Annotated in this window: 20 protein-coding genes and 1 pseudogene; 5 read left to right on the top strand and 16 right to left on the bottom strand. The window is 58.6% G+C overall.

The genetic code is table 11. From position 1 onward, the window contains the following. The 3 genes from XH93_RS11400 to XH93_RS11390 form a co-directional block, all read right to left on the bottom strand. Complete coding sequence (locus XH93_RS11400; RefSeq protein WP_194473570.1) at positions 1 to 873, bottom strand: nucleotidyl transferase AbiEii/AbiGii toxin family protein; 873 nt, start codon at positions 871 to 873, stop codon at positions 1 to 3. Further along, entirely contained in the window at positions 866 to 1,510 is a 645-nt protein-coding gene (locus XH93_RS11395) for a type IV toxin-antitoxin system AbiEi family antitoxin domain-containing protein (protein ID WP_194473569.1), read from the bottom strand. Before XH93_RS11395 ends, XH93_RS11400 begins: the two co-directional genes overlap by 8 nt. A 472-nt stretch (positions 1,511 to 1,982) precedes the next feature. Beyond that, positions 1,983 to 2,900, bottom strand: coding sequence for a P-loop NTPase fold protein (locus XH93_RS11390; RefSeq protein WP_194473568.1), 918 nt, complete (start codon positions 2,898 to 2,900; stop codon positions 1,983 to 1,985). Between the two features lie 332 nt (positions 2,901 to 3,232). On the opposite strand from XH93_RS11390, the gene XH93_RS11385 reads away from it, so the two are divergent. Further along, positions 3,233 to 4,087, top strand: a complete 855-nt coding sequence (locus XH93_RS11385) for a hypothetical protein (protein WP_246799573.1) — start codon at positions 3,233 to 3,235, stop codon at positions 4,085 to 4,087. 37 nt (positions 4,088 to 4,124) lie between these two features. Here the strand turns inward: XH93_RS11385 and XH93_RS11380 are convergent, their stop codons facing one another. From XH93_RS11380 to XH93_RS11350, 7 genes and pseudogenes are all read right to left on the bottom strand, one after another. After that, positions 4,125 to 4,376 carry a hypothetical protein gene (locus tag XH93_RS11380; protein WP_194473566.1) on the bottom strand — a complete coding sequence of 84 codons (252 nt, stop codon included), beginning with the start codon at positions 4,374 to 4,376 and terminating at the stop codon, positions 4,125 to 4,127. A gap of 95 nt (positions 4,377 to 4,471) precedes the next feature. After that, positions 4,472 to 4,954 (bottom strand): antitoxin Xre/MbcA/ParS toxin-binding domain-containing protein, encoded by a 483-nt coding sequence (locus tag XH93_RS11375; protein WP_194473565.1) that lies wholly within the window; start codon positions 4,952 to 4,954, stop codon positions 4,472 to 4,474. A gap of 1,273 nt (positions 4,955 to 6,227) precedes the next feature. Further along, positions 6,228 to 6,830, bottom strand: coding sequence for a VOC family protein (locus tag XH93_RS11370; protein ID WP_194473564.1), 603 nt, complete (start codon positions 6,828 to 6,830; stop codon positions 6,228 to 6,230). A gap of 155 nt (positions 6,831 to 6,985) precedes the next feature. After that, the gene (locus XH93_RS11365; protein WP_194473563.1) at positions 6,986 to 7,843 is read right to left on the bottom strand and encodes an ATP-binding cassette domain-containing protein; all 858 of its coding nucleotides are present in this window, start codon (positions 7,841 to 7,843) and stop codon (positions 6,986 to 6,988) included. Next, entirely contained in the window at positions 7,840 to 8,715 is an 876-nt protein-coding gene (locus XH93_RS11360; RefSeq protein ID WP_194473562.1) for an ABC transporter ATP-binding protein, read from the bottom strand. The genes XH93_RS11365 and XH93_RS11360 overlap by 4 nt, the downstream gene beginning before the upstream one ends. Beyond that, a pseudogene (locus tag XH93_RS11355) lies at positions 8,712 to 9,431 on the bottom strand (ABC transporter permease); the annotation flags it as partial. The pseudogene XH93_RS11355 and the gene XH93_RS11360, both read right to left, overlap by 4 nt. Positions 9,432 to 9,745: 314 nt before the next feature. Then, positions 9,746 to 9,937: a hypothetical protein gene (locus tag XH93_RS11350; RefSeq protein WP_194473561.1), complete on the bottom strand. Its 192-nt coding sequence runs from the start codon at positions 9,935 to 9,937 to the stop codon at positions 9,746 to 9,748. A 534-nt stretch (positions 9,938 to 10,471) separates the two neighbouring features. Between XH93_RS11350 and XH93_RS11345 the strand changes: the two genes are divergently transcribed. The 3 genes from XH93_RS11345 to XH93_RS11335 all read left to right on the top strand — a co-directional run bounded on the left by XH93_RS11345 (position 10,472) and on the right by XH93_RS11335 (position 14,194). Further along, on the top strand, positions 10,472 to 11,497 hold the full coding sequence (locus XH93_RS11345) for a hypothetical protein (RefSeq protein WP_194473560.1): 1,026 nt from the start codon (positions 10,472 to 10,474) through the stop codon (positions 11,495 to 11,497). A gap of 116 nt (positions 11,498 to 11,613) precedes the next feature. Continuing rightward, positions 11,614 to 12,831, top strand: coding sequence for an MFS transporter (locus XH93_RS11340; RefSeq protein WP_246799572.1), 1,218 nt, complete (start codon positions 11,614 to 11,616; stop codon positions 12,829 to 12,831). Positions 12,832 to 13,705: 874 nt separating this feature from the next. After that, complete coding sequence (locus tag XH93_RS11335) at positions 13,706 to 14,194, top strand: hypothetical protein (protein ID WP_194473559.1); 489 nt, start codon at positions 13,706 to 13,708, stop codon at positions 14,192 to 14,194. On the opposite strand, the gene XH93_RS11330 is transcribed toward XH93_RS11335, so the two are convergent. From XH93_RS11330 to XH93_RS11315, 4 genes are all read right to left on the bottom strand, one after another. After that, positions 14,195 to 17,584: a hypothetical protein gene (locus tag XH93_RS11330; RefSeq protein ID WP_194473558.1), complete on the bottom strand. Its 3,390-nt coding sequence runs from the start codon at positions 17,582 to 17,584 to the stop codon at positions 14,195 to 14,197. A gap of 15 nt (positions 17,585 to 17,599) precedes the next feature. Then, positions 17,600 to 19,318, bottom strand: coding sequence for a serine protease (locus tag XH93_RS11325; RefSeq protein WP_194473557.1), 1,719 nt, complete (start codon positions 19,316 to 19,318; stop codon positions 17,600 to 17,602). A gap of 198 nt (positions 19,319 to 19,516) precedes the next feature. Beyond that, positions 19,517 to 20,077: an HdeA/HdeB family chaperone gene (locus XH93_RS11320; protein WP_194473556.1), complete on the bottom strand. Its 561-nt coding sequence runs from the start codon at positions 20,075 to 20,077 to the stop codon at positions 19,517 to 19,519. After that, the gene (locus XH93_RS11315; protein WP_194473555.1) at positions 20,077 to 22,185 is read right to left on the bottom strand and encodes a hypothetical protein; all 2,109 of its coding nucleotides are present in this window, start codon (positions 22,183 to 22,185) and stop codon (positions 20,077 to 20,079) included. The genes XH93_RS11320 and XH93_RS11315 overlap by 1 nt, the downstream gene beginning before the upstream one ends. A 319-nt stretch (positions 22,186 to 22,504) precedes the next feature. On the opposite strand from XH93_RS11315, the gene XH93_RS11310 reads away from it, so the two are divergent. Further along, the gene (locus XH93_RS11310) at positions 22,505 to 22,810 is read left to right on the top strand and encodes a hypothetical protein (RefSeq protein ID WP_194473554.1); all 306 of its coding nucleotides are present in this window, start codon (positions 22,505 to 22,507) and stop codon (positions 22,808 to 22,810) included. 250 nt (positions 22,811 to 23,060) lie between these two features. Here XH93_RS11310 and XH93_RS11305 read toward each other — a convergent pair whose 3' ends face one another. Both XH93_RS11305 and XH93_RS11300 read right to left on the bottom strand, forming a co-directional pair. Beyond that, the gene (locus tag XH93_RS11305; RefSeq protein ID WP_194473553.1) at positions 23,061 to 23,285 is read right to left on the bottom strand and encodes a hypothetical protein; all 225 of its coding nucleotides are present in this window, start codon (positions 23,283 to 23,285) and stop codon (positions 23,061 to 23,063) included. Between the two features lie 54 nt (positions 23,286 to 23,339). Then, entirely contained in the window at positions 23,340 to 23,609 is a 270-nt protein-coding gene (locus tag XH93_RS11300) for a hypothetical protein (protein WP_194473552.1), read from the bottom strand. Positions 23,610 to 23,634: the final 25 nt, after the last annotated feature.

Here is a 23,634-nt window from a genome sequence, read left to right as displayed (position 1 = left end):
CTAGGTCTCCGCGGCCCCGTGCTTCACGGCGCGAGTTTCCTTTGCGCGCGGCATCAGGAACTCCGCGAGCGTCTTGGCGACTTCCGTCAACGAGCCGGGGTCGACTGCGACCTGCCTGGTGAACGCCGCCCACTGGTCCTTCTTGCCGGCGTCCTCGGTGAAGGCGTCCGGCAGTGCGGTCGGAATGTCGGTCTTGCGGCGCGCGAACGTCGCCTTGATGGCGCGGGCCAGCGCGTCGCCCTCGCACTTGTAGGATCGGATTAGCACCCAGACGTCGTAGAAGTCCTTCAGGCGGCTATTCGCGAGGCCAAGCGCGACCATCGCCTGGAATTTCTCGGCGACGACGGTTTCGCGGGGGTAAGAGCGCAGCTTGGGCGCCGGAAAATCCAGCAACGCCGGCAGGTCGGTCTCCTGCACGCCGGGCTCGATGGCGTCGCCGAATGCGATATCGATCACGACGCGAACGCGAGCGTTTTCGAGCGTGGCATTGCCCTTGATCCGGACGCCGCCGTATTCGTTTTCGTCGCGGATGCGGTCGACGGTGAAGCTGGCCGGGTCGAAGGTGACGCCGTCGGCGGCGTCCACGGCGGCGATCTCCTTGAAGATCGCCAACAGCGCGTCGGGGTCGGGATCGCCCGAGCCGAGAAGGTCGAGGTCGCGCGTCGGCCGGAACTGGTTGTCGACCCAGGTCGCGACCAGCGTCGCGCCCTTGAGAACGAAGCGATTGCGATAGTCCGTCGAGCCGAGACGATAAAGCAGCCGTTCCAGCACGTAGCGGGTGAGGAGAAGGTCGAAGGGCTCGTTGCGCTCCTTGGAGAGCGTGAGCAGCCGCGCGCGAACCGAGGCCGCGACATTCTTGGGTAGGTTACCCATTGGCCGTCATCGCTTCCATATAAGGCTGCATGGCCTTCCAAACCCCGGCCTTGCGCGCAAAATCCGCGATCTCCGAGGGCTTGGCCTTGCGGGTTCGCAGGGCCTCGCGCAGGCCTTCGAGCGCGAGGTTGAGGCCGGTGCTGTGACGATAACGTGTCCCGGCGCTCCGCCGGTAGCGAAAAAGATCGACGACGGTCTTGGCGGGGCTGAAGATCTTCACCGGGCAACCTTCGATCGTATGAATCTCCACGCCTTCCTGAAGCCGCTCCGGGCTGAAGCGAACGAACTGCATGGGCGGATTGGTCGGAAGGGGCTGGCGGTCTTTGGGACCAATGGCGAGCCAGACCATCGAAGGAATGGTATCGGTCAGGTCATGGAACGCGAGCGCCGAGGTGAGCGCGACGACCGCTTTGGGCACGCGCTTGGCGGCTTCGGCGAGGGAATGGTGCGTATCGATGGGAGCATCCGGCAGTTGATAGAGGCCGCGTCCGAGTTGCACGACGAGGCCTTTTTCCTTCATGCGGGCGATGGTCGCCGCCGTGACACCCGCCGTGGCAAGCTCGGAAGGGCGCGCGATGCCGCGCTCCTTGAGGAGTTCGATGGCGCGATCTTGTTGGGTCGACGACGGCTTGGCCATGGCCTACGATCCGGTATGTCGGATATACCTTATTTATATCCTTCATTTCATATCATAAGGAACTACCGCTAACAACACGTAAACTTTCCACAACCCATTGAAAGATATAGACATCCTGCGGAACAAAATCCGATCCGATACGGCTCGCTTGCCGGGCGGCGGTTGGCGTGGTCGGCCTGGGGTAGTGAGTCAGTTTGAATACTGACCCCGAACGAAATCTCTTGGTTAACTTCGGAGGTCCGAGATGCGGACTCGCCTTCAAATAGGTATGGCGGTTATTTTCGCCTCATGGGGTGGTTTAAACGTCACTGGCGCTTTTGGATCGGGCTGCTCGTATCGCTTCAGCCGCTTTGGCGAGGGCTTTGCGAAAGTCGATCCGATCGACAGAGTGCGGCATTGGGCGTCGGCCGGCTGGTTTGGTGGCTTGGGTGAGTGAGCCGTGATGGCCCGTGATGTCGGGAAGCCTCGTGGGTTAGGCGACGTGGGGTGCCATCCGAGCCCATCGCTGGAGATTGATCGCGGTCGCGGCGAGCTGGAAGGCTGCAGCATTGCGCATCAGACCCCGATAGCGGGCACGCGCGAGGCCATAGACGCGCTTGAGCAATGCGAACAGACGAAGCGAGGGGTTCCTGAAATGCGTGGCGACGGCGTGACGGACCATGTCCTCGTCTGCCGCGATAACGAACGCGGTGCGTGGCAAGAAAAGGAAGAGACGTATGGCCTCTAGCGTGTGAATGGTATTCGGAGGCGTGCAACGATCGATATTATCGATCAGGACGACTAGGGTCTTGCCGAGACCCGACAGGACCTCGCCGAACTCCTGCCTAAAGGCTACGATCTCTTCCGGCGGACTCTTCTTAGTCTCTGGAGCGATCAAGCCATCTGACTTGGTCTTTGCGTCTTTAACACTTTCTTCGATTGCTTTGACGTCCTCTTCGTTGGCATCACCGGATAGAATCTCCCCAAGTCCTTCGACTCCCTTTCGGATCAAACCGAACGTCGGGACACCCCAAAAAGCGGCTGCACCTTCAGCAGCGTACCCGAGAACTCGGAGTTTGTTGGTGCGCTTGAATAGGCTCAACGCCTTTTCGCGCAAGCCCTCGGGAGCTTCGTCGAGCAACGCTTTTGCGATCACCGACATGAGCGCAGCCCGAGCGTCGTCGTAATCTTGGTGCAACCAGGCATCAAACTCGACGAAGAGGAATTTATCCTTTTGCTGGGACAGCTCCTCCCTCATGAGGTTGAGCACAGTGGATTTTCCCGTGCCCCAAGTGCCGAAAACTCCGAGGGAGAGAGGAAGCAAGCGCGCTGTCCCCACCATCTCGGCGGCGAGTTCAGCGACCTCGGAAAAATTCAAGTAGTCAACCTTGGCGTCTGCGTCAGCCCACATAGTCCCCTCAATGGGGACGATGTTCTTGATCGGACCTAATTCATTGGTCCGCCGCCTGGTGCCCCCTTGTCACGAAATTAGAAGCCTAAGGGAGGCCCGGCAATCGTCGGTTGTGTCGACTAAACCAAAGTCTTGTTCAAAGCGGGATCTGTTCACGCGAGGGGCCAGAGGAACGACTAAAGATCGCGCCACCCGTTGACATTACTCTTTTAACGTAATAAATGAACTAATCATATTACATTTTTGGAGTTATTATGATCACCCCTTCCCAATGCCGGGCTGCCCGAGCTCTCCTTGGTTGGTCCCAGGAAGAACTAGAGACAGCTGCGAGAGTGTCGAAGAAGACGATTGCCGACTTTGAGCGCGATCAACGCAATCAGCAGGCGCGAACCATTGATGCAATCGAAGCAGCTTTGAACTCGGCCGGCATCATTTTCATACCGCAGAATGGCGGCGGCGAAGGTGTACGAAAGAGAGGAGCAATGCCTCGTCTTTTTCGACGCGATGACGTTGAGCATCGCGAATGGGTCGCCTTTGCGTTCGACTACAAACAGCAACGCTTTACCGGATTTGTAAGCTATCAGGCGTTGGCAGGCATTGCGCTGTCCAACATCGCGCCGATCGCAGCCTTTGACCGGGACGTGGCGCGAATCCTGATAACGGCAGCCGACAAAGTGGATAAATCTGACTTCGATCCCGAGGGTCGTGTGCTGTTAACTCGCAACGATCTGCCGCCGATAGAGTTCGACCCGAATGTCGTTGGAACGACAATCGGCAGAATGAGGCTTCATCTTATTGGACGTCGGAGGTTCACGGCGATTACCGGCGCGGTAGTGGAACCTATCGACTATAACGGCTTTCGCGTTCGGCTCGATAACGGTAGCACTAGGACATACCTTAAGCTCCGCGCCGGCGATGGGGATCATGACGCATTAGATGTTAGCGCCGAGATCGCTGCGGGCTTTTTCATTGTCAGCGAGCGCAACGACTGCCCCTTCTCAGTTGGAGACCAAGTCCGACTGATCCGCGGACAACAGAGGCCGGAGATTAGTGCAGGCGACATCGGTACGGTCTGTGAGATCGAGGATTATCCCATCATGATGGGGCCAGCACCGCGCATCCGCGTCAAATTCGGAAGTCACATCACAGCATGGGAAACCCCGACGCAATTTGAGATGGCGACTTAGTCGCAAGGGTCGCAAACTCATAGTTGGATCGAGTTACCTAGCCGCTACTGCGCAGGGGAAGAGCATCGAATGTCGCTTGCCGCTGATTTGCGATCAGTCCTCGCGCAGACAACGAAGCCGTGGCGCCGGCGTACCCGACCATCAAGAGCAGATCGATCTCTTCCGGCGCGACGCATTTAAGTATCTCCAGGCGCGGGGTATCGGTGTCAGCATATTGACAGGCAATGTCTGCGACTTCGACTTCCTGAACCAACTTGCTCCGGGCGTTCCAATCATTCTGTACCGGCATGCGTGAGCCAATCATCAGCCCAGGTCGACGCAGAGCGCGCCTGATCGAGGCGCCAAGCAATGAGCTTCCCGCCTCCCAATGGCTCTAAGAAGGCGTCATGCATAGACGCCGTATGCGAGGCGCGTGAGGTACTGTTCAACGAGCTCGATGCCCGCCGGAGTGGCAAGCAGGTCGATCGGGCGACGCTGGTCAAGACCGATGGCCGGACGCCCGAGCCACTGCTCTGCTTCTTCCTGCGAACCGAACACGTCCGTGGCCTTGGCCAGGATTTCGGCAAACTTCCAGGTCCGCCCACTTTGCTCCTGGCTCAGCGGCTTGTCCGGAGCGCCCTTGCGTCGCTGAAAGGTGCGAAGGCTCATTCCGAAGGCTTTTTCCAGCGAGTCCGTTTGAATGCAGATGAGGTGACTGACGAAGTAGGTCAACGCAGAGCCTGGCAGTCCGTCCAGCAGCAGTTCGTGGGCGTCGAGGGCGCTTGTAATCCGGCGCGACAGGATGCGCGGCCCGCCGAGCAAATCGGCAACCTTCTGCAGATCATTGCCTGACCCCTTTGGAGCCAGTTTCTCGGCTGCGGCAGTCATGGCAGCCCTCGCGTCACGTGTCGCCTAGCATGTGCCTCATATCGCAATTAATCAAGTGTAGCCCTCTATGGACCTCGGGCAAACCTTGGTTGCAAAGGGCGGCGGGGCAGTTGGAATCTCGTTCGCTAGATTGGCCCCTTTAAACTCTGATCGAGCCCAAAAGACTCAGATCGGACGAAAAACGACAGAAGAGACTGCGCCAGGTGGACACTTCGTCGGAGATGCCTCCTTATGCGAAGGCCAGGCGGTTTCGTTACTGTGTCGGGCAAAGTACGCCCCCTATAAGTTTGTCCCCTAATCGGGGTAAAGTAGGTCCCCTAGCCCAAAGAGCCACGCTGGGGACGGCGGAGCTCTTTGTTGTTGCCCAATAGACCCTCGCTCTGGACGTCGGCTTCGCCGATAGAAACGATCTCCCTGAAACGCCTCTGGTTGCAGCGAACTGTGCCGGGTTCTCAGGAAGGTTCGCGCCTGGCTTCGGCTTCGCCGCGAACAGTAACGGCGTTGGGAAGCCTCCATTTCCGCCGCCGCGATCCTGGTCACACTGAAGCGGTAACCATCACCGGCATGCAATTGTTGAGGCCGGCCGGAAAAGCCCCATATGTGAATCGGCGTGGGGTCGAGCAGCCGTAAGTATCGGCAATAATGCTCTGAAGCCAATTAAGAAAGGCCAATCGGAGTGGGGTTACAATCGGCACCGATTGGGACCCCACCCGATGCAGAATCCGGTATTTGCTACAAGGAATTGCTACCGTTAGTTCAAGGGGCTTAGTTCGGCGCCGATTCACAGGCATCGATGATCACCGGCCAAACCATCGCAGTCGACGGCGGACTATCGGCGGGTATTCCTGCTGCCGGTCGCGCAGTGACGCAATTGTCACATCGGCGTTGAACGTACAGTTCGATGATAGGCCAAAGCTGTTATCATCGAACGAGGCGTCCGCCTTGTAGCGGCAGCCGCACCGCGCGATTAACAGGCTTGCATGTTGGTCTTGGCTCGGGCCGGACGGTGCTCAGCCAGATTGTCGCCGCCCTCAGGAGCCTGAAATCACTCGGGAAATCGGAGCGACACTGGAGATGTTCAGCAGCTTGGTGCCGCACCTCGCAGGCCATCAGGACACACGCACTTGGCAGACCAGGTCACCAACGGCCGGCGCAGCAGCGGCGCCCTGCTCCCTTTTGAGTGTGCGACTGGGTCGCATTCATACATGCAGTCGTCGTCGCTTCCGACGCTCGAGGAAACGACCGTGAAGGCATTCTGTACGGAGCGAAGCACTCATTTCATCGGCTCGATCGTCGACCACAGCACGGTCTTGGCGCTCTTCTCATAGGCCATGCCCTTGGGGTAGCTGATCAGTTCCATCTGCATTCCCCATGGCGTCAGGAAGTAGAGAATGGACTGGCCGGATGCCGGTCCTTCATTGACGGGGATCGGCCCCTGCATGGTCTTGACGTTCTTCGATCGCAGATACTCGGCAGCCTTGGCGATGTCGTCAACATAGAGCGCGATGTGGTGGCCGCCGATATCGGAGTTCTTCGGCAGCGTCTTGGCCTGGTCGGGCGATTCGTACTGGAACAGCTCGATGTTAGAGCCGTAGCCGCAGCGGACCATACTGATCTCGTCGATGACCGCACGCGGATTTACGTTCACGACATCCTGCATGAACGTGCCCTTGTCGTCCGAGAATGGCCCGAACGACATCCCGTGCGAGCAGCCGAGCACGCCGGTGAAGAAGGCGGTCGCCGCCTTCACGTCGGGCACCGTGATGCCGGTGTGGTCGTGGCCGCGCAGGCCCGGAATCGAATCGGCCGCAACTGGAAGGGCGGAGGCACTCAGCGCAAGCGTGGTGAGAACAAGCATAGCTCTCAACTTTGTCATGATGGCTTCCTCTGGTTTGCAAACACCTAATGATTCCTGCCGCGAGCAATCGGCCCGCCGATGCCTGTTTGCACGCCTTGAGCTCGGCGACGAGCACTTGCGCAACGGCACCGGTGGCGCCCGCGATGACAACGACGGGATCTTTGATGGTCTCCTCATGCGGCTGATCCTTGCTGCTGGGGAGTGACAACCGGCAGGGACTCGTCGAGCCAACCCGGCTCGACGTCGGGCAACGGAATCGCGGTGAGCAATCGCTGCGTATAGGCGTGCTGCGGTGCACCAAACACGTCCGCGACGGGGCCGTACTCGACAACCTCGCCGTGGTGCAGGATCGCGACGTCGTCGCAGAGCACGCGCACGACCGAGAGATCATGGCTGATGAACACTATGGTGAGGCCCAATCGCGCGCGCAGCTTTTTCAACAGCAGCAGGATGTGCGCCTGGGTCGAGACATCCAGCCCCGACACGATCTCATCGGCGACGATGAAATCCGGCTCGAGCGCGAGCGCCCGGGCAATGCCCGCACGCTGGCGCTGACCGCCCGACAATTCATGCGGATATCGATCGGCAAATCCGGTCGGCAGGCCGACCAGCTCAAGTAGCGCCGCAGCACGCTCACGCCGATCCTGACGCCCTCGCAGCCGCCCATGCACCTCGAGGGGACGCGTCAAGGTGGTGCCAAGCCGTAGCCGCGGATTGAGCGAGGATTGCGGATCCTGGAAGATCATCTGGATCCGCGCGCGCAGCGGGCGGAGCGCCGCCTCGTCGAGCCCGCCGATCTCGACGCCGTCGAACTGAATGCCGCCGGAGGTCGGCGTCAGGAGCCGCACCAGCAGGCGCCCGAGCGTGGTCTTGCCCGAGCCGGACTCGCCCACCAGGCCGAGCACCGAGCCGCGCGGCACGGCAATATCGATGCCTCTGATCACCTGGCGTAGACGCGGCTTGCAAAGCAAGCCGGTGCGCTCCGGATAGCCGAAGCTCAAATTGCCGGTGCGGAGCAGGATGTCATTCATGCCGACCCCGCAACCGTCAGCTGATCGAGCCGGCGCGCCTCCGACCACAATTGCTCGATCAGTGCCGGCGGCACCGGCCGCAATGTCTCGGCCGGTCGGTCCGCGCGCGGCGTCGCCGCGAGCAGCGCGCGCGTGTAGGCGTGGCGCGGCCTGGCCAGCACATCCGACGTCTCGCCCTCCTCCAGCACTCGACCGCCATGCAGCACGGTCATGCTGCGACAGATCTTCGCCACCACGCCGAGATCGTGAGTGACGAACAGAACCGCACTCCCGTGGCGCTGTCGCAATCGCTCGACGAGCTGCAGCACCTGACGCTGCACCGTGACATCGAGTGCTGTGGTCGGCTCGTCGGCGATCACCAGCGCGGGATCGCAGGCAAACGCCATCGCAATCAGCACGCGCTGGCGCATGCCGCCGGAAATCTCATGGGGATAAAGCGAGAGCACTCGCGCAGGCTCGCGGATCGCGACCTCGGCGAGAAGCTCGGTCGCGCGCGCCAGCGCCGCCCGCTTCGAGAGCCCAAGATGACGGCGCAGCAGGCCGCCGATCTGCGCGCCCACCCGCTTGACTGGATTGAGCGAGGTCATCGGATCCTGCGGGATCAGTGCGATGCGGCGGCCGAGGAGATGTCGCCGCTCCGCCTCGCGCATCGCCAGGAGATCCCGGCCCTCGAAGTTGATGCAGCCGGACATGATTGTCGCATTCGCCGGCAGCAGGCCGAGCACGGCGCGGCCCAGCATCGATTTGCCGGCGCCGGACTCACCGACGAGGCCGCGGACTTCGCCTGGCTGCAAAGCGAGGCTCACCCGCCGCAGCACGTTGACCGCGCCGATCGCGACCCTCAGCTCCTCGATTTCGAGCGTGGCGGTCATGAGCGCTGCACCGGGTCGAGGGCGAGGCGAAGGCCGTCGCCGAGCAGGTTGAAGCCGATCACGCTCGTGATGATGCAGCCGATCGGCAGCGCCATGATCCAGGGCGCCTGGTAGACGATCTGGCGGCCCTCGGCGATCATGCTGCCCCAGGTCGGCGTGTCGCCGGAGACCGAGATGCCGACGAAAGACAGGATGACCTCGACGAGGATGGCGATCCCCATCTCGACGGCGAGCAGCGTGACCAGGAGCGGAACGAGATTGGGCAGGATCTCCAGCCGCAGCAGTTTGGCGCGGCTGAGGCCGATGACGCATGCGGCCGCCGCGTAGTCGCGCGTCAACTGCACCATGGTCTCGGCGCGCACGACGCGCGCGAACCGCGTCCAGTCGACCACGACGATGGCCGCGATCACGGAGGTCAGGCCGGCCCCAATCACGGCCGCCAGCACGATCGAGAGCAGCACCGGCGGAAATGCCATCCAGACATCGATCAGCCGCGAGATCGCCTGATCGACCCAGCCGCCGAAACTGCCGGCGAACAGCCCGAGCGCGACGCCGATCAACGCCGCCAACGTCGCCGCGATCAGCGCCACCGTCACTGCGGTGCGCGCCGAATAGATCAACCGCGGCAGCACGCAGCGGCCAAGGCTGTCGGTGCCGAGGACATAGGTGTGATCGCCGCCCACCATCCAGGACGGCGGCAATTGTGCCGACATCAAGCCCACAGTAGTCGACCTTGTTGCCGGGAATTCCTCTGTTCGAATTGAGCCGTTCCGATTGGTTTGTCGGCAAGGCCAATTCACGAGGAAGTCCTTTCAATATCCGGAACGGTTGAAAGGGTACTGGGCGCATGAGGAAAAGAAGCGGCCCATTGTGGCCATGCAGTCAGCGCAACGTCCGGCGCCGCTGCCGGCCATTCGCAAGGAATGACTAAGGGAGGCGGTTCGCAAGCGCCTCCCCGTAAGCCTTAGCTGTCGATATCTCGACAATGCATCCCGTTTTGTTAGCAGCGTCGATGTAGTGCGGTGATCGCTCAGCGCGAGCGCTCCTGCATCTTGAGCCATGTTAGATAGTCGAAATGGTAGGGCTCGCCGACACCTCCATTGATGTAGGCGGCCCAAGCAGCTCCTCGCTCCATGTCGAGAATTTCGTCGCGCGACCAATCTCCAAGAATGATGCGTTCACAGAATGGATTCCAGACTTCGTGCTGAGGGTCGTGTGGCATTTTTGGCTCCTGGCTCCGCACACGATCCTAGCCAAAGACACCGATAAATGGCCCGTAATGTCTTGTAACGCCGGTCAATCTTCCGGAGGCGCTCGGAGCGCCAAGGTATGAAAGAGAGCCGCACGAGCGCGGCTCTCCCTCGGGATCAAGTGCCAGCTCTTTGATCGGCTAAACCGTTGATGCCGCAGCCCAAAGGCTAGGCACCACGAAACAGGATATGTGCAAGGCTAACCAGCAACAAAAATTGCAGCTGACGGTTGCAACCGGGTTTAGCACATGGGACACTACCGAAGGGAGCTGATTGTTCTGAAGTCTTTGTCTGGGCGAGCCTTGATTACAAACTGGTCGGCACGGGCGCGCGTTTGCGGCGTCTCAAGCATGGCAAGGCACGACACAGGTCTCCACCGAGGACGGATCTTCATCGACCCGACTTGATAAGACGGTCGGCCACGATTTCATCCGGAAGACGTGCGCAGTACGGCTCAACCGGGTGCTCAATAGCTAATTCGCAGATCGTATTTAGAGGCATTTCAAATGGGACGCAGTACAACAAAGATTACGAAGGCAAAGATCGATGGCGATGTCGTGTGGAAGTTGGTTGACGCCAGATGCAAAGCACTATCGGATGTCATTGCTGCGACACGCGTGCCCTTTCTCCTTGCCTTAAGCTGGGCTCTTCTTTGGTTTTGGGCCCTATACGCGACGGACAAGGGATATGTCCAAACCTATCGCGCACGGTACGCTGCCATTTCTTCGCTTATCGACTCTCAGAATGATGCTCAAACGCTCAAGAAAATATGCAATGACTACGTCTTAGAGCAGACTTCTCTACCTTCGTTAGTACAGGGAGAACGAATAAAAATATCGGACGACTTTCGACTGAATTACTGCAAAGCTCTTATTGTCTCCCGCAGAGATCTTGCAGAAAAGACCTACTTCGAGCAATGGCTGATTTCCTTTCCAGGCGGGTTCGGAAAAATACACGTCACTGATCTCGGGATAGTTGGCAACTTAGCATTCGTCTTGATCCTGTCGTGGACGTTTTATGCAATTCGAAGGGAAAATCTGGCCGTAGAGTCGTTTGTTAAATCTGACGCGGACAGAGCAAATGGCTACCGGATTCCAAAAAAGTTCAATCTCATTCCCCAAGGAGATATTTTTTCGGGTGCACATTTCGCTTATGCCTATCAGGTCGTTGCACAACGCTTTCTCTTCATAATAGGGACAAACTCGCGCCCACTGCTGGCAACAACCGTTGTCCTTTGCGTGTTTCCATCTGTGGTATCGCTCCTGGATCTCTTGACGGACATTAGGGATCTGTTGACCCACACGTACGAGACGGAGGTGTGGATCCGAGTGATGATTGGAATGGTTCTTTTTGGAATTGTCTGCTTGCTTACAGAAAAAATCGCAGGTTACATCGTTGACACCAGCGTACTGCTTAATGGATGGAATCTTGCTGTCCGCGATGTCTGGATGAAGGATTGGAATGACCCAAAGGATGAGACTGCTCCAATGGTGATCATTGATAGGGTGGAGCAGAAGGCCTTCAAAGCCTGACCAGAGACCACGTGCTCCTCAGAACTTCATCAGGAAAACTACAATTGTCACCCCTCCCGTCCGCAAAGGAATCATCGAGCGTGAGGCGGGCTGCATTTTCTGCCACAATTGGCAACATGCTGGAGTTCTATGATTTCATTACCTACAGCTTCTTCGCAATACAGATTGGACATACGTTCTTCCCCACACAAAGTGAGTACAGCAGCCTGATGCTGTCGCTTGTGACCTTCGGCGCGGGTTTCATCACGCGCCCCATCGGCGGCGTCGTGCTCGGCATTTATTCCGACCGCATAGGCCGGCGCCCGGCGATGCTTTTGAGTTTTTCGTTGATGGGGAGCGCGATACTAATGATATCGCTCACACCATCTTACGAGGCAATCGGCCTTGCAGCACCGATCATCGTGATCGCAGCGCGTATGGTTCAGGGATTTGCCCTCGGCGGCGAAGTTGGACCGACTACGGCCTATCTTCTGGAAATCGCGCCACCCGAGCGACGGGCCTTGGTCGTCGCGTGGCAACCGACGAGCCAGCAAATTGCCGCAACCGCCGGCGCGCTGGTCGGTTTCATCCTGAGTAAGACGATGTCGCCTGAAGCGCTTGACGCTTACGGCTGGCGGATCGCGTTCCTGCTAGGGGTGGTCTGCTTGCCATTCGGATTTTGGATGCGCCGGACGCTACCAGAGACGGTCCCGCGAGCCGAAAGCGGCGCCGCCAACTTCGAGAAGTCGAGCCACTTTGCATTGGCGCGCCGATATAGCCGCGTGATCATGCTTGCCCTGATGATTTTAGCGAGCGGCACGATTTCAACCTACGTGACGCAATACATGACGACCTACGCCCAGAATACGCTCCACGTGGCCCCGCCTGTCGCATTTGCCACCTCGCTTGTTAGCAATGGCATTCAAATCATCGGGGCGTTGCTGGGAGGCTGGCTCGCCGATCGCTTTGGGCGCAAGCCTGTGATGATAGTCCCGCAGGTGATTGCGCTCATTATGACTTATCCGACCTTTTCATGGATGGTCGAGGTACCTGGCACCTCATCGCTTTTGTTCGGCTTCAGCTTGCTTTCGCTGATCGGATCGCTGCCATATACCGCGTTCTATGCGACGTTCATCGAGGCACTGCCGCGACAGATCCGCGGCGGAGTATTTGCCACCGCTTACGCGGTTGCGATCGCAGCCTTCGGAGGCACGGCACAGCTGGTAGTCACTTGGCTCCTGCATGTGACCGGACATCCGCTGGCACCGGCCTGGTATCTTTTGTTGGCGGGTGTAGTCGGGCTTGTTGCCATGAGCCTTATGCCGGAGACCGCGCCCGGGAAAACCAGTCGATAACAGGGACGCGAGGATTTCCCAGCTGCTCTTCGCAATTCCGGGCTGCCAAGCTCATCGGCATTAACGACTCACGTCTATCGGGCATAGCCCGGACGGCCGTTCGACCCGTACAGCGTGCGCGCACGCGCATCGCCCCATGAAATGGCACCCGGGGAGCTGAGCATAGCGACGGCAAAGCCGGCACGCGAGACGAGTGCAGCGACGAGACCGGTTTAACAGCGGTACTCTCTGACGCGGCAGTGATAGCGACGGCGGCTTGCCGCCGGGCCGCTTCAGCGAGTGCCCCCGGCGAGGAGCACCTTGGAGTCCGCGCGACGGGATCGTTTCCCGAAAGGGCCGAGACCTTTGTGGGCTCGGCGAGCTTGCTCGTAGAGCCCGGCCCGCAAAGCGGGCGCGCCCTTCAGAAGGTTCTGTTCGCTAGCTATGCAAATCACTCCAGCAAGCGAGGTGACGAGTCCCAGGGCCGCCTGCTTCACCTCGCCTTGCATCGAGCCGTAGGCACCCTGCGCGCTCTCTGCCTCGCTTCGGAGTACATAGCCGCGCGGTCAATTCACGATGACAACCTCTATGTGGTCGACGCCGGATGACGTGAGCTAGCCCACACTGAACTCCCCATAGCGGGCGAGCAGCGATACGGCATTACGCGGACTGCCATCGACAATTCCCCACATGGGAAGCAGCTGCCTTCCCCGAACGGGGTTGACCTCACTACCCGGGGCCGGGATAGTAACCCTCGGTTGCAGACAATTTCCCGAACCGCCCCATATGACGCTCAGCCGCACGTCTGCATCTAGATCCGACAGGGATGGACGGGGCAAGCGTCGACGTCCCGGCTTGGTGTGCTTAACCGGAACGTGATTTCGGAGGAGATGCAATGACCGATCTGCATTTGAACAAGAAAGAATCCGGGTCCCATCGCGCTGATGGCCGGGCCGGACTGTCTGGGGCCGCACTTGTAGCCGCCCTGGTTGTACTCTCGGCGTGGCTGTTGCTGCTCGCCTGGCTTGCATTCAATACCGCCGTTGAGGAAGTAGCCTGGTCAAGGTTGCTCGTGGTCCTCGGCTCGCTAGAGGCAGTCACCTTTGGTGCAGCAGGGGCCTTGTTCGGTACACACATCCAGCGGCAACGCGTCGAAGACGCAAGGCAACGCGCCGCGCACGCCGAGGCAAACGCTAGCAAGGCAGAAGAAAAAGCAGCCTCCAATAGCGACGCAGCCATCAAAGGAAAAACCCTTGCGACTGTCATCAAGGCAAAAGCGCGCGCGCGAAGCGGCCCAGTGGGAAGCGAGCGTCTCAGTGCGTCAGGAGGCGGAGACGACCGCGATGAAGTTCTGGATTTGGCTCACGAGCTTTTTCCGGATTGATTAGGGCCAGCGATCGCGCGCCCCGACTGAAAAAGCGTCCATCAACTCAGAGGCAGTGGAGGGACCGAAACGCGCAATCAGAATGGGTGCGAATCCCTCCGTCAGACTCAATACATCCTGGCGCCTTTTGCTGGCGCAGCGTTGCAATGTCTTCGTCCACATATCGACAACATCGTCATCAGAGAACGCTTCGAATTCCGGTGCATTGTTCTTGAGAATCCTCACCCTGCTGCTGACGTTAGCATCAGGCAGATGCTCGATCACTTCCCTGAAAAGGGATAGTCGTTCACCAGCCGGCGCGATTCCCAGTAGTGACGCCAACAAGGAGGCTCGCTCGCTTGGCCAGATCTGCCGTGAACGCTCGAGCAAGACTGAATACGACGAAGGCGAAGCCCGGCAATACACCTCCTCAACGGGCCGGTCAGAGGTTGACGAGGTATTCCCTTTGATATCGAGAAAGGTAAGTGCAAGATCGTCGCGACCTAGTTCGACCGCACGGAAGGCAAGTTCCACCAGCGTCCCACTCGCCAGCCTCTTCACAACGCCGTCGTCCGATGCCGAAAACGCGATCATTTCGAGGGCCTTGACGGGCAGCAAGTCGACGACGTCATTGATGACGCTGGACCTGGTGTATCGGTTGTCGATCCTGTTAAGCCCATCGAACGCAAGTGGTCCGTTCTCGAGCTGGGCCGATCGGCTGACAAGTTCGGCGATGATTGGCGTCAGGTCTTTGCCCTCAATCATGTCGAGAGTTTCGTACGCCGACCTGACCTGCTCGGCTGTCAGCCACGGCATCATGCGATGAATTGCAACGATCCGATCGTCGGGCTCAAGCGACGTTATCGCCGCGAAGGCAGGATCAAAATATTCGCGATAGCCAGCAGTGACATCAGCAAGCCAGCAGGCCGTGTCGACCTTCTCTCTCACCGGCATCGCCTGGAACAGCTGCCGCGCGCGCGCGATTTCGGGTCCTACGATATCCTCCAGAATTGGCGACGCGAGCATGGTCATGAGCCAGACGAATAGCTGGTCGTCTGCAAGCCATTCCGGCTTGCCTCGTTCTTTTACGGCGACGAAGCGACGCTCGTCCTCGTTGAGATACCTCCACAACGAGCGGAGGGCCTGAAGACGCGCCCACGGCTCCGCAATTGCAGCAACCCGCTCCAATGCCCGGCGTCGTGTCGGAGCGTCCAGCTTGTAGCTTGATAAAGCGAGGAACGGCGCCAGCGCCTCCGGATCGTCGATCGCCTCCAGAATTTCGCTCAGGGAGGTCGGATGTGCGGCGGCGATGCGCATACCTATGTTCAGATAGGCCGTAGCATCAGCATTCGCTTTGGCAAGCGCTACTGCTTCGTGGAGAGCAACGCGAACGCAAGCCGCATCGTCACACGCTTCGGCCAGCCCGAGCAGGAGATCAAGCTTCAAGGCAGGCTCGAAGTCCTTGGAAGCCAATTCAACGACGGCCTGCTGGAAGACCGTTTCTCGCGGGAGTCGCTTCAAGCCACGGGAAAGGAGCGCGACCGTTCGGGACAGCTCGCGCTCTATGCCGCCCATGTCCGTCATGTTCCTGCGCATCTCCTCAAGGATGAGCGGATAGACATGAACGAGTCGCGCCGGCGGCGTTTGGTCGACGAGTGCGGCGAGCACAGAAAACCCATGATGCAGTTCGCCGAACGTTTGGCGCGCATCCGCATCGGGAAGCGCTGGAAGCAATGCAATCTTGGCAAGGTCAAGTCGCTCGCTAATATCGTCAGGGCGAATGGAGGTCGCGATTACCCCGATTGCGTCTTCGGAAACGTGGGGTGCCAGGGCTTCGAATAACTCCTTCTGATCGTAGGATGAAGTGGCACCTCCGGCCCGGTCAATTGCTTCCTGCTGATGACCCAAATCGGCCAGACGTACCAACAGGGCGATATATCCATCCCGAGAAGCGGCAGCATTTGCTGCATCCAGACCAAACCGTACCAGCTCAATCGGGAGGTGCGGCGCGAGGTCGGCAAATGCGCGTGAAGACCAACGCTTGTCGCTGACCAGCGCGTGCACGAGCGCCTCACGTTCCTCTGGCGAAAGGAACTGCGCCATGACTGCCCGCACCTCATTTCCGTTGCGCTCGGTCAGGTCTGCTACTCGTCGCACTAATTTCTCGGGAACGGAGGGGACGCGCGCCAGTTCGCGCAGACAGGCGATCCGCTCTTCGGGCCTTACGTCCTTCAAGAGACCGATGGCTTTGTTTTGCAGTTGCAGCGGGCACAGAGGCAGAAAGCGCCCGATCGCTCGTGCCTTCTTCTCGAGGACGCTTTTGGGGATCGACTTCAGGCAAAAAAGCGCATCCTCGAATCTTTTTGCCACCGCCAGCGCTTCCGCGAGGCGCTCGAACAAATCATCCGGTATGTAAGAGCCGACCTCCTTAAGACGAGCAAATGCGTCAAGAGGATCCGACTTCATCTTGCGTTCGACATATTCGAGGGTCAACGCATCCCGGGCGTGCTCGAACCGCGGATCGGCAATGAGGTCGGAAATCATCGACAAGGGCAGCCAGCGAATCAATCGAGGCGACCTCCATCGGTCTCGCCACCCCGGTTCTTGCAAGCCCTGGTGAAACAAACCGATCGCAGACTGGAAAGCGCGGGTCTGCTCGGGCTCTTTCAGGACACTCCCGACGGCAGCCAACGCTTCACTGCGAAGATCGTCCTGCTCGAAATTTCGGGCAACTTCCAGCACCTCCTCGAGAATGCGAGGCGAGATGCCGGGCTTGCCTATGAAGGCCGCAAGCCCACCTACCCGGCTTCCTTCGTTCTTCTCGGCCTTGATCAATTCGAGTGCCCGCATCTGGAGATAGGGAGGCAAGTCGCCTGCGAAGGCCGCGATCCCCAGAACCTTGTTATCGGCGTCGCCAATCGAACCGCCGAGCTCCAGGGCTTCTGCCCATAGTTCCGGCTTGGCATCGGCGGTGGACATACGCAGCATGGCCACAGCTGTCTCAACAGCCTGCTGCGGATTCCCGTTCAGGCGGGCCCATGTCAGCGCTTGTTCGCCGGTCCAGACTTTTGCCCGCAGATAGCGGGCCACAAGATCAGGACTGTGGTTGTAAGCAAGTTCACGCAAGGTCGTCGAGATCAGAGCGTAGCGGACCTGCAGGCCGATCGCCTTTGCCCTGTCACCTAGGTTACGCAATGCCGCAGCATCCGCAAGGCCGGATGCGATCGCCATATCGGAGACATAACCTGCTACCTCATGCCGCCTTTGGCGAATATCAAACCATTTGTTGCAATCGTCCTTGCCGAAAAAGCCAAACAGCCGGTGAATCTTTGCCGGCTCGCCGCTTTCGGCCTGCACGGCAACCCAGAACTGAAAGTCATAATCGCGGAAGCGGTCGAAAATGGGTCTCACTCCCAATCAATTTTATCACCCATGGCAGCTGCGATCATCGCGCCGTAACGATTGAGCGGAACCTTTTTTTCCAGGAATTCCAAAAAAGTGCTTGGCGACCCGTTCAAACTGGCGGCTATCGTTCATCCACTCGGAAATGACCTCCGCAGGAACGGCTTTCTTCGCTAGCGCCAGGAAGCAAATGACGGGTTCTTGCAATCCGCGGCGCTTGGCACGATCCGGACTGTGCATCAGCTGCCAGTGCCTTTCGTAGTAGCCCGTCAATCCGGAGGGCAAGATATCCGGATTAGCAACATCAGAGAGAGCGATCTGCTTTTTGAGAACGGCGTCGAGAACGACATGAAGGTACATGAAATTACCTTCGCTCTTTGCCCAGAGGGTGTCCGCAAAGGCCGTCTGATCAAGTTTGTCGTACCCCGGCAATTTCGATATGTCGGCGTGGTTTCGATCCAGAAACGCTGCAATATATGTCCGGATATCGGCCTCGTTTTGCGCAGAGTTTTCTGAAATCTCGATTGGGGCCAGACGCTGATCAAGGAGGAGATGCTCCTTGACGTTCGACCTGATTGTCGCAACGACGAAACAGCGATCGGGAAGACGTCGCGGAAGATACAGGCGATTGACGCCCTGCTCCGGTTCGTTGGCCTCATCCAGAGCATCGACGAGGAGTACGATTTTCGATTGCAGATTTTCAAGTTGCTGTGACGCCTCCTCCAGGAGCGTGAACAGCATGTTCGAGTTCTTGGTAGCACTCGCCGGCACGGTCCCGTAGGGTAGTTCATACTTTGAAATGACCTGTGCACATGCGTTGGCCAAGAACGCATCCGGCGACCGAATATTGTCACTGAACACGTTGAAGTGGTGAAGGTAGCCCCGCCGGTCCGCAAGCGAAGCCATAATGGCGGATTTTCCAATGCCCGGCTCGCCTTTGATTATGACGTATCCCGCCGCAGCATTTTCAAGTTCTTTATCGATCGCGTCGAACACAAACTGACGACCGACAAAATCACGGGTCCGATCGTCAATCAAACTGCGCGCGCTGGTGATGATTTCAGCCCGCAGCGAACGAGGCGCCGTATCTACCCATGCAAGCGGCGACTGATCGAGAATGTTTCGAACGACGGAGTTGGATCGTGATATGACATTCATGGGCACGGCATAACTGGCGCGTCCATTCGCCGTATTCCGCGTCACGACGACGCCGACAGCCCCTTCCAACTCTTCCACGAATACCGGTGCGCCGCTGAACCCCGGCTGCAGCAAGGCCTCGGACGCCGCCTCGATCCGCAACCACTCAAGGCCAACCATAAGGCTGATCTGGCCGTGTGCGGCGTCCCCTTCCGGGTACTGCTTGGTGAAGCCATAGCTGGAAAATGCCAGGCCCGCGTAAGACTTGCGAAGCCTCAGAGGAAGCGGCGTGAGATCAGGCAAACCATCGTCGATCTTGAGCAGTGCGAGATCGCCGGCCGACTGCGGGTCATCTTTGGCCGGCGTTGGACACCATCCGTCGGCAAGGGCCGTACACCAAATTCCCGTCTTGTTTGCGAGTGGAAAATCAAGATAAACCCTGCCGCCCGGAGCCGTAGCGCCTGCTTCATGGACAACGTGGTGGCAGGTGAGCAGGTGGCGCTTATCGATCGCGAAGGCGGTGCCGATCAAGCTCGCGCGCTTTTCGTTGCTCCATATCCTGGCAAGCCACGCCCGTTGTTCAAAGATATTCGCCACGCCAGCCATCAACGCGTTTCCTGGAGCAACCCGGCTATACAATAAAGGCGTTTCCTAGATTGTAAATTCAAAACAATACACGTCACGTGCACCCCTGATAGGTCCGCTCGCTTTATCAGGCATGTAGATTCCGTCGGCGTGCGCGAAGCGCATCACCCAACTGAAATGGCACCCCGGGGAGCGTGAGCAGCGTCCGTTCACGGGGTTTCAATGATTGAAGGTCGATGAGATAGCGCCACCCTGCTTGCACCAACCCTGCGCGGTCGGAATGCACGCGTTGTATGACGCCGGTACTGGCCGGTTTATGCAGACGCAATAAAGGTCGGCATTGAGTTTCACGTCACTGACAAGACCACGTTGACTACCAGCGAGTGCAAAACGTTTAGCGAATGTCGCCGCTGCATTCGAAAAAATTGCAAATTGGCAAGTATCTGCGGTGTTTGCGTCGCACCCGAAATGAGCAAAGCCGCGAAGGGTGCGATAAGCTTGGGCCACCGTCAGATCAGGATGAGCAGCGCAGAAAGTGGCGAGCCTCGCCATCGTGTCCACTATGCGGGAATAGTCTATTTCCATTTTCTGGCTGGCGCCGGCAAGATAACCTTCCAGCCAGGCGACGGCAAACGAACGTCCTTCTTGCTTCGTCAAGGACCAGGCCTGGCACGTCATCGTTTCCAGAACAGCATTCTGCTGTGCCTTAGCCACAGCCATCTCGAAGCAAAGCAGCAGTCCAAAAGTGCCCAGCTTCACAAGTAATGAAATACGGGTCATCAGCAGAGCCCCAAACAAAAAATCAGCCGTGCGCCTCTTTGGATTTTATCGCCCTCTGGATTGTCCAAGATTTGGTGATAGAACTTCACGACCTCATTGCTGTTGCTTGGCCCGTGCTCAAGGTCATTGAGAATATTTTGAACGGTTATCCTCACTGTATTGTTTGGTCCAAAGCAGCCGTCGGCACCCCCAATCCCATTGGCAAGGCACTTGTTGAACTCGCGCTGCGTAAGCGCCCCGGCCGCGCACCCCAATGCGACGAAGGCCTGCCCATTCGAGCTTTCGGCGCATTTCGCTACAATGGCTATCTCCTTGTTGACCTTCACACCAAGGAGACACAGGCCAAGCTCGAAGTAGCTCCGTTCTGATCCAGCGGCGCACGTAACGATCTTCTGCGTCTCGTCGTCCAAAACAGGGGCAGCGGCACAGGTGAGAAGGGCCTTGACGTCCGTTTGCACAAGGACGCACGCAAGGACTTTCCGCGCATATTCAGGAACGCTGTCCGCAAGGCAGACGGCCACCGCATCGGACAAGGATCTGGACCGTGCGATACAGATCAACTGCTGCAACTGCGGGACTTCCTTGCTGTAACAGGCTACAAACGCGTCCGGCCTATCTGGGAAGCCTTTGAGACATTTGATAGCGGGCTGGTTGCTCGTGGGAAGACAATTGACGGCCGTTTCGACCGCTTGGCTCTGAATGCAGGACAGCGAATCTGCAAGGTCCGGCAGGTTTGGCGCGCACTTCTTGATGAGATCGTCAGTGGCATTGATGAGGCAGGTCGCAAGTGCCACCCGCGGTACGAGATCGGAAATGCCACTGCTATTGGCGCATGCCAGCACCCGTTGCGCCGTCATGTTGCCGCCGTAGATGCACCCTGCCAACGTCGCATACTTATTGGGTATTAGCCCAATGAAGCATACGACCGTGTCGGGGGTGATCGTTTCACCTGGAGACTTCGCAATGCAAGTCTGGGCTTGTTGGATCTGCGTAGGCATCGCGATCCCTGCACACTGCAACGGATTGCTCGTACTCAGCTCAAACGCGCAGAGCGCAATCTTTCTTGTCTCCGGGGGCAGTGCGCTTATGAGACAGCGACCGAACGCGTCGGGGTCGGCCGTGAGCCCCTGACAATTGTTCACCTCCGGGACCGGTGGAAGTATCCTGCTTTCGATGCACCTTTGCCGCGCGGCGGCATCAGCCATGGGGCATTCCGCAAGGTAATCGGGCGGAGGCTGAAACTTTAGGGGCGAATTCCACTTCGCGCCTTGCTGCGCGAGCAGCGGCTCCAGCGCGACCGGCTTCAGCCCAAGATCGCAAACGCCTCCTTTGAGGCAGCTATCGATTGTGGCAGGCGTAACGAGGGCGCCGGAGCAGCTCATCATCGTCTGGATAGTCTGCGCCCCGCTTCGGTAGCAGTAGGCCACGACATTCGCCGTGGGGCCATATTGTGCGGGCGTGGTGAGTGATACGACGCTAAAACCGTCGGAAACACCCGATCGTCGCGCAAAATCAAGCGCGCGTTCAGCGTCCCCCTGAGACCGAAAGGACGCCAGAACTATCTGCCAATACGGATAATCCGGCTTTGGCTCGAGGACAGCGAAGTCAAGGTAAGGATGTTTGAGTTGAAGCTGACCCAGCTTGTGCTGGGCCAAAGCAGCTGTCGCATAAGCCTGATCCAGGAGAACGAAAGAGCTGTCTTGCGGTCCAGCTTGCGACGAGTTGTGCAAGAAGCCGCCCCGATCGGGCAGCTTTTCGCGAAAGGCGTTCAGCCTTCTCAAATACCTGTTCAGATCATCGACCAGGCATTGCCGCGCCGCAAAGGCTGCTCCGTAGTCATCGCGCCACATCACGCTGCAAACAACGCGCTCATCGCGCCAATGATCGTGATCGGCTGTAAACGCGTTCCATTGGCTCGACGGAATATCACCCAGCAAGCGATAATAGCTTCGCACCATTTCGCTGTTGAGCCTGCGCAGCTCGGCGTCGGCGCAGATCATTTGGCCGACGGCATCCGTCACACCTGCACAGGCAAAACCGGGAAATTGAGGATTGACATTCGCAGCCGCTGGCAGTGGCGCAAATGCCAGCAAGAATAGGAAAAGCATGAGACGCATTATCCGCCCCAACGTAATGAAATTTGAACTCAACGACCGCCCGCGTCAAAAATGGCGAGAATGTTGATAAGCGAAAGAAGGCAGGTCTTTGAAACTGACGATGCTGTTCACGTCGCCCCCTCTCGAACCTCACGTTGATTATGAGCCCCGCTGCAATTTCAACCTCATCCTGGGCGAAAATCAATGGCGTCGCTGACTATCACCGCCTTCCGCTTTTCAGGAGAGCCTGTGGTAGCTCTCCTGGCCTGGGGACCCCTTGACTCTATGTTCTCTATTTGTTCTTATCGCCTATCTTGCGAAGGGCATCCCCATGGACAACCGCATCAACGAAATTCGCCGTCAGATCAGGGCGCTCAGGGTCAGCATGATCGAGGCCGAGGGCATCATGCGTCAACAGATCAACAGGGACGAGGATTGTTCCCTCGTCGCCGGCGACATCCTCAAAATGCGCGGGGTCATGGCCAAACTCGTGCAGGAGCGGGCGAGCCTCGGCGATACCGATCCCATCCTAGTCAGCAACGGCTTCGTCCCACGACGTCCTCCGACGATCCGCGCGCCGGTCCCGCGCCCGGTAAAGCGTCACCTTGTGCCGCCTGGGTTGGCGGAAGCCCCGTAATCGCTGTGGATGGACAACCTTCGGCGTTTTCCTGCGGGACGCAAACGGATTCACGATTTGCTGCGTCCTCCATCGGCAAGATCTGCATGCCTGGGGCTACCAGTATGCTGACAGCTATCTCACACGCGATGAGGCGCGAAGAATTGCCAAGGCCATCTCGCGGCTTCCGGAGTTGCTGAGGCGGCCGCAATATTGAGGGGAGAGCCGGACTTGGCCACCCACCAGCCTCGACGCGAATAAAGCGTCATCATCAATGCGGCAACTGCCGATGAATCCGATGGCGAGCGATTTCGTGGCCGTCCGCGTCTACGACCGATAATTCGGTGTCGTCGTAATTCCGGTCGTCAGTGCCGATCTCGAAGGCGACCTGCGCACCATAGATATCCGCCTCGCGCGGCGTCGCGAACTCCATTCCTTCGTCGTCCACCGATACGTAGCTGCCATCCCTGATATGAAAAAAGTAGCGCTCCGGCATCGTTGTCCCTTTGCTCTGGAATCAGGGAGCCATCGGTGCCGCGTCCATGTGGTCTTAAAATGACGAGTGATGGTGCTCCCCGCATGGACTACCGGTGCTCCAGCGGTCGCGGTATTGGGAAGCTAGCCTGTCTCGCCGTCCTGCGGCGCAGAGGGCCCGGGCCAACTCAGCGACACCGGCGGTATCGGCCTGAGTCTTCGCCGGTCGCTTTTCGTAGCGGAAGACGAGGTCGAGCAGCCTCCGCTTGATAAAGGGGTCATCGGCTTTGTCGGCCAGGTCGCGGATCAAAATCGACCGCTGCTCGTTAAATTCGTCGTCCAGCATGGGATTACCAAATAATCCCAATTAT

Source organism: Bradyrhizobium sp. CCBAU 51753 (assembly GCF_015291565.1).
In the GTDB taxonomy this organism is placed as follows: domain Bacteria; phylum Pseudomonadota; class Alphaproteobacteria; order Rhizobiales; family Xanthobacteraceae; genus Bradyrhizobium; species Bradyrhizobium ivorense.
The sequence above is the reverse complement of the archived record's forward strand: the minus strand, read 5'-3'. Positions and strand labels throughout refer to the sequence as shown.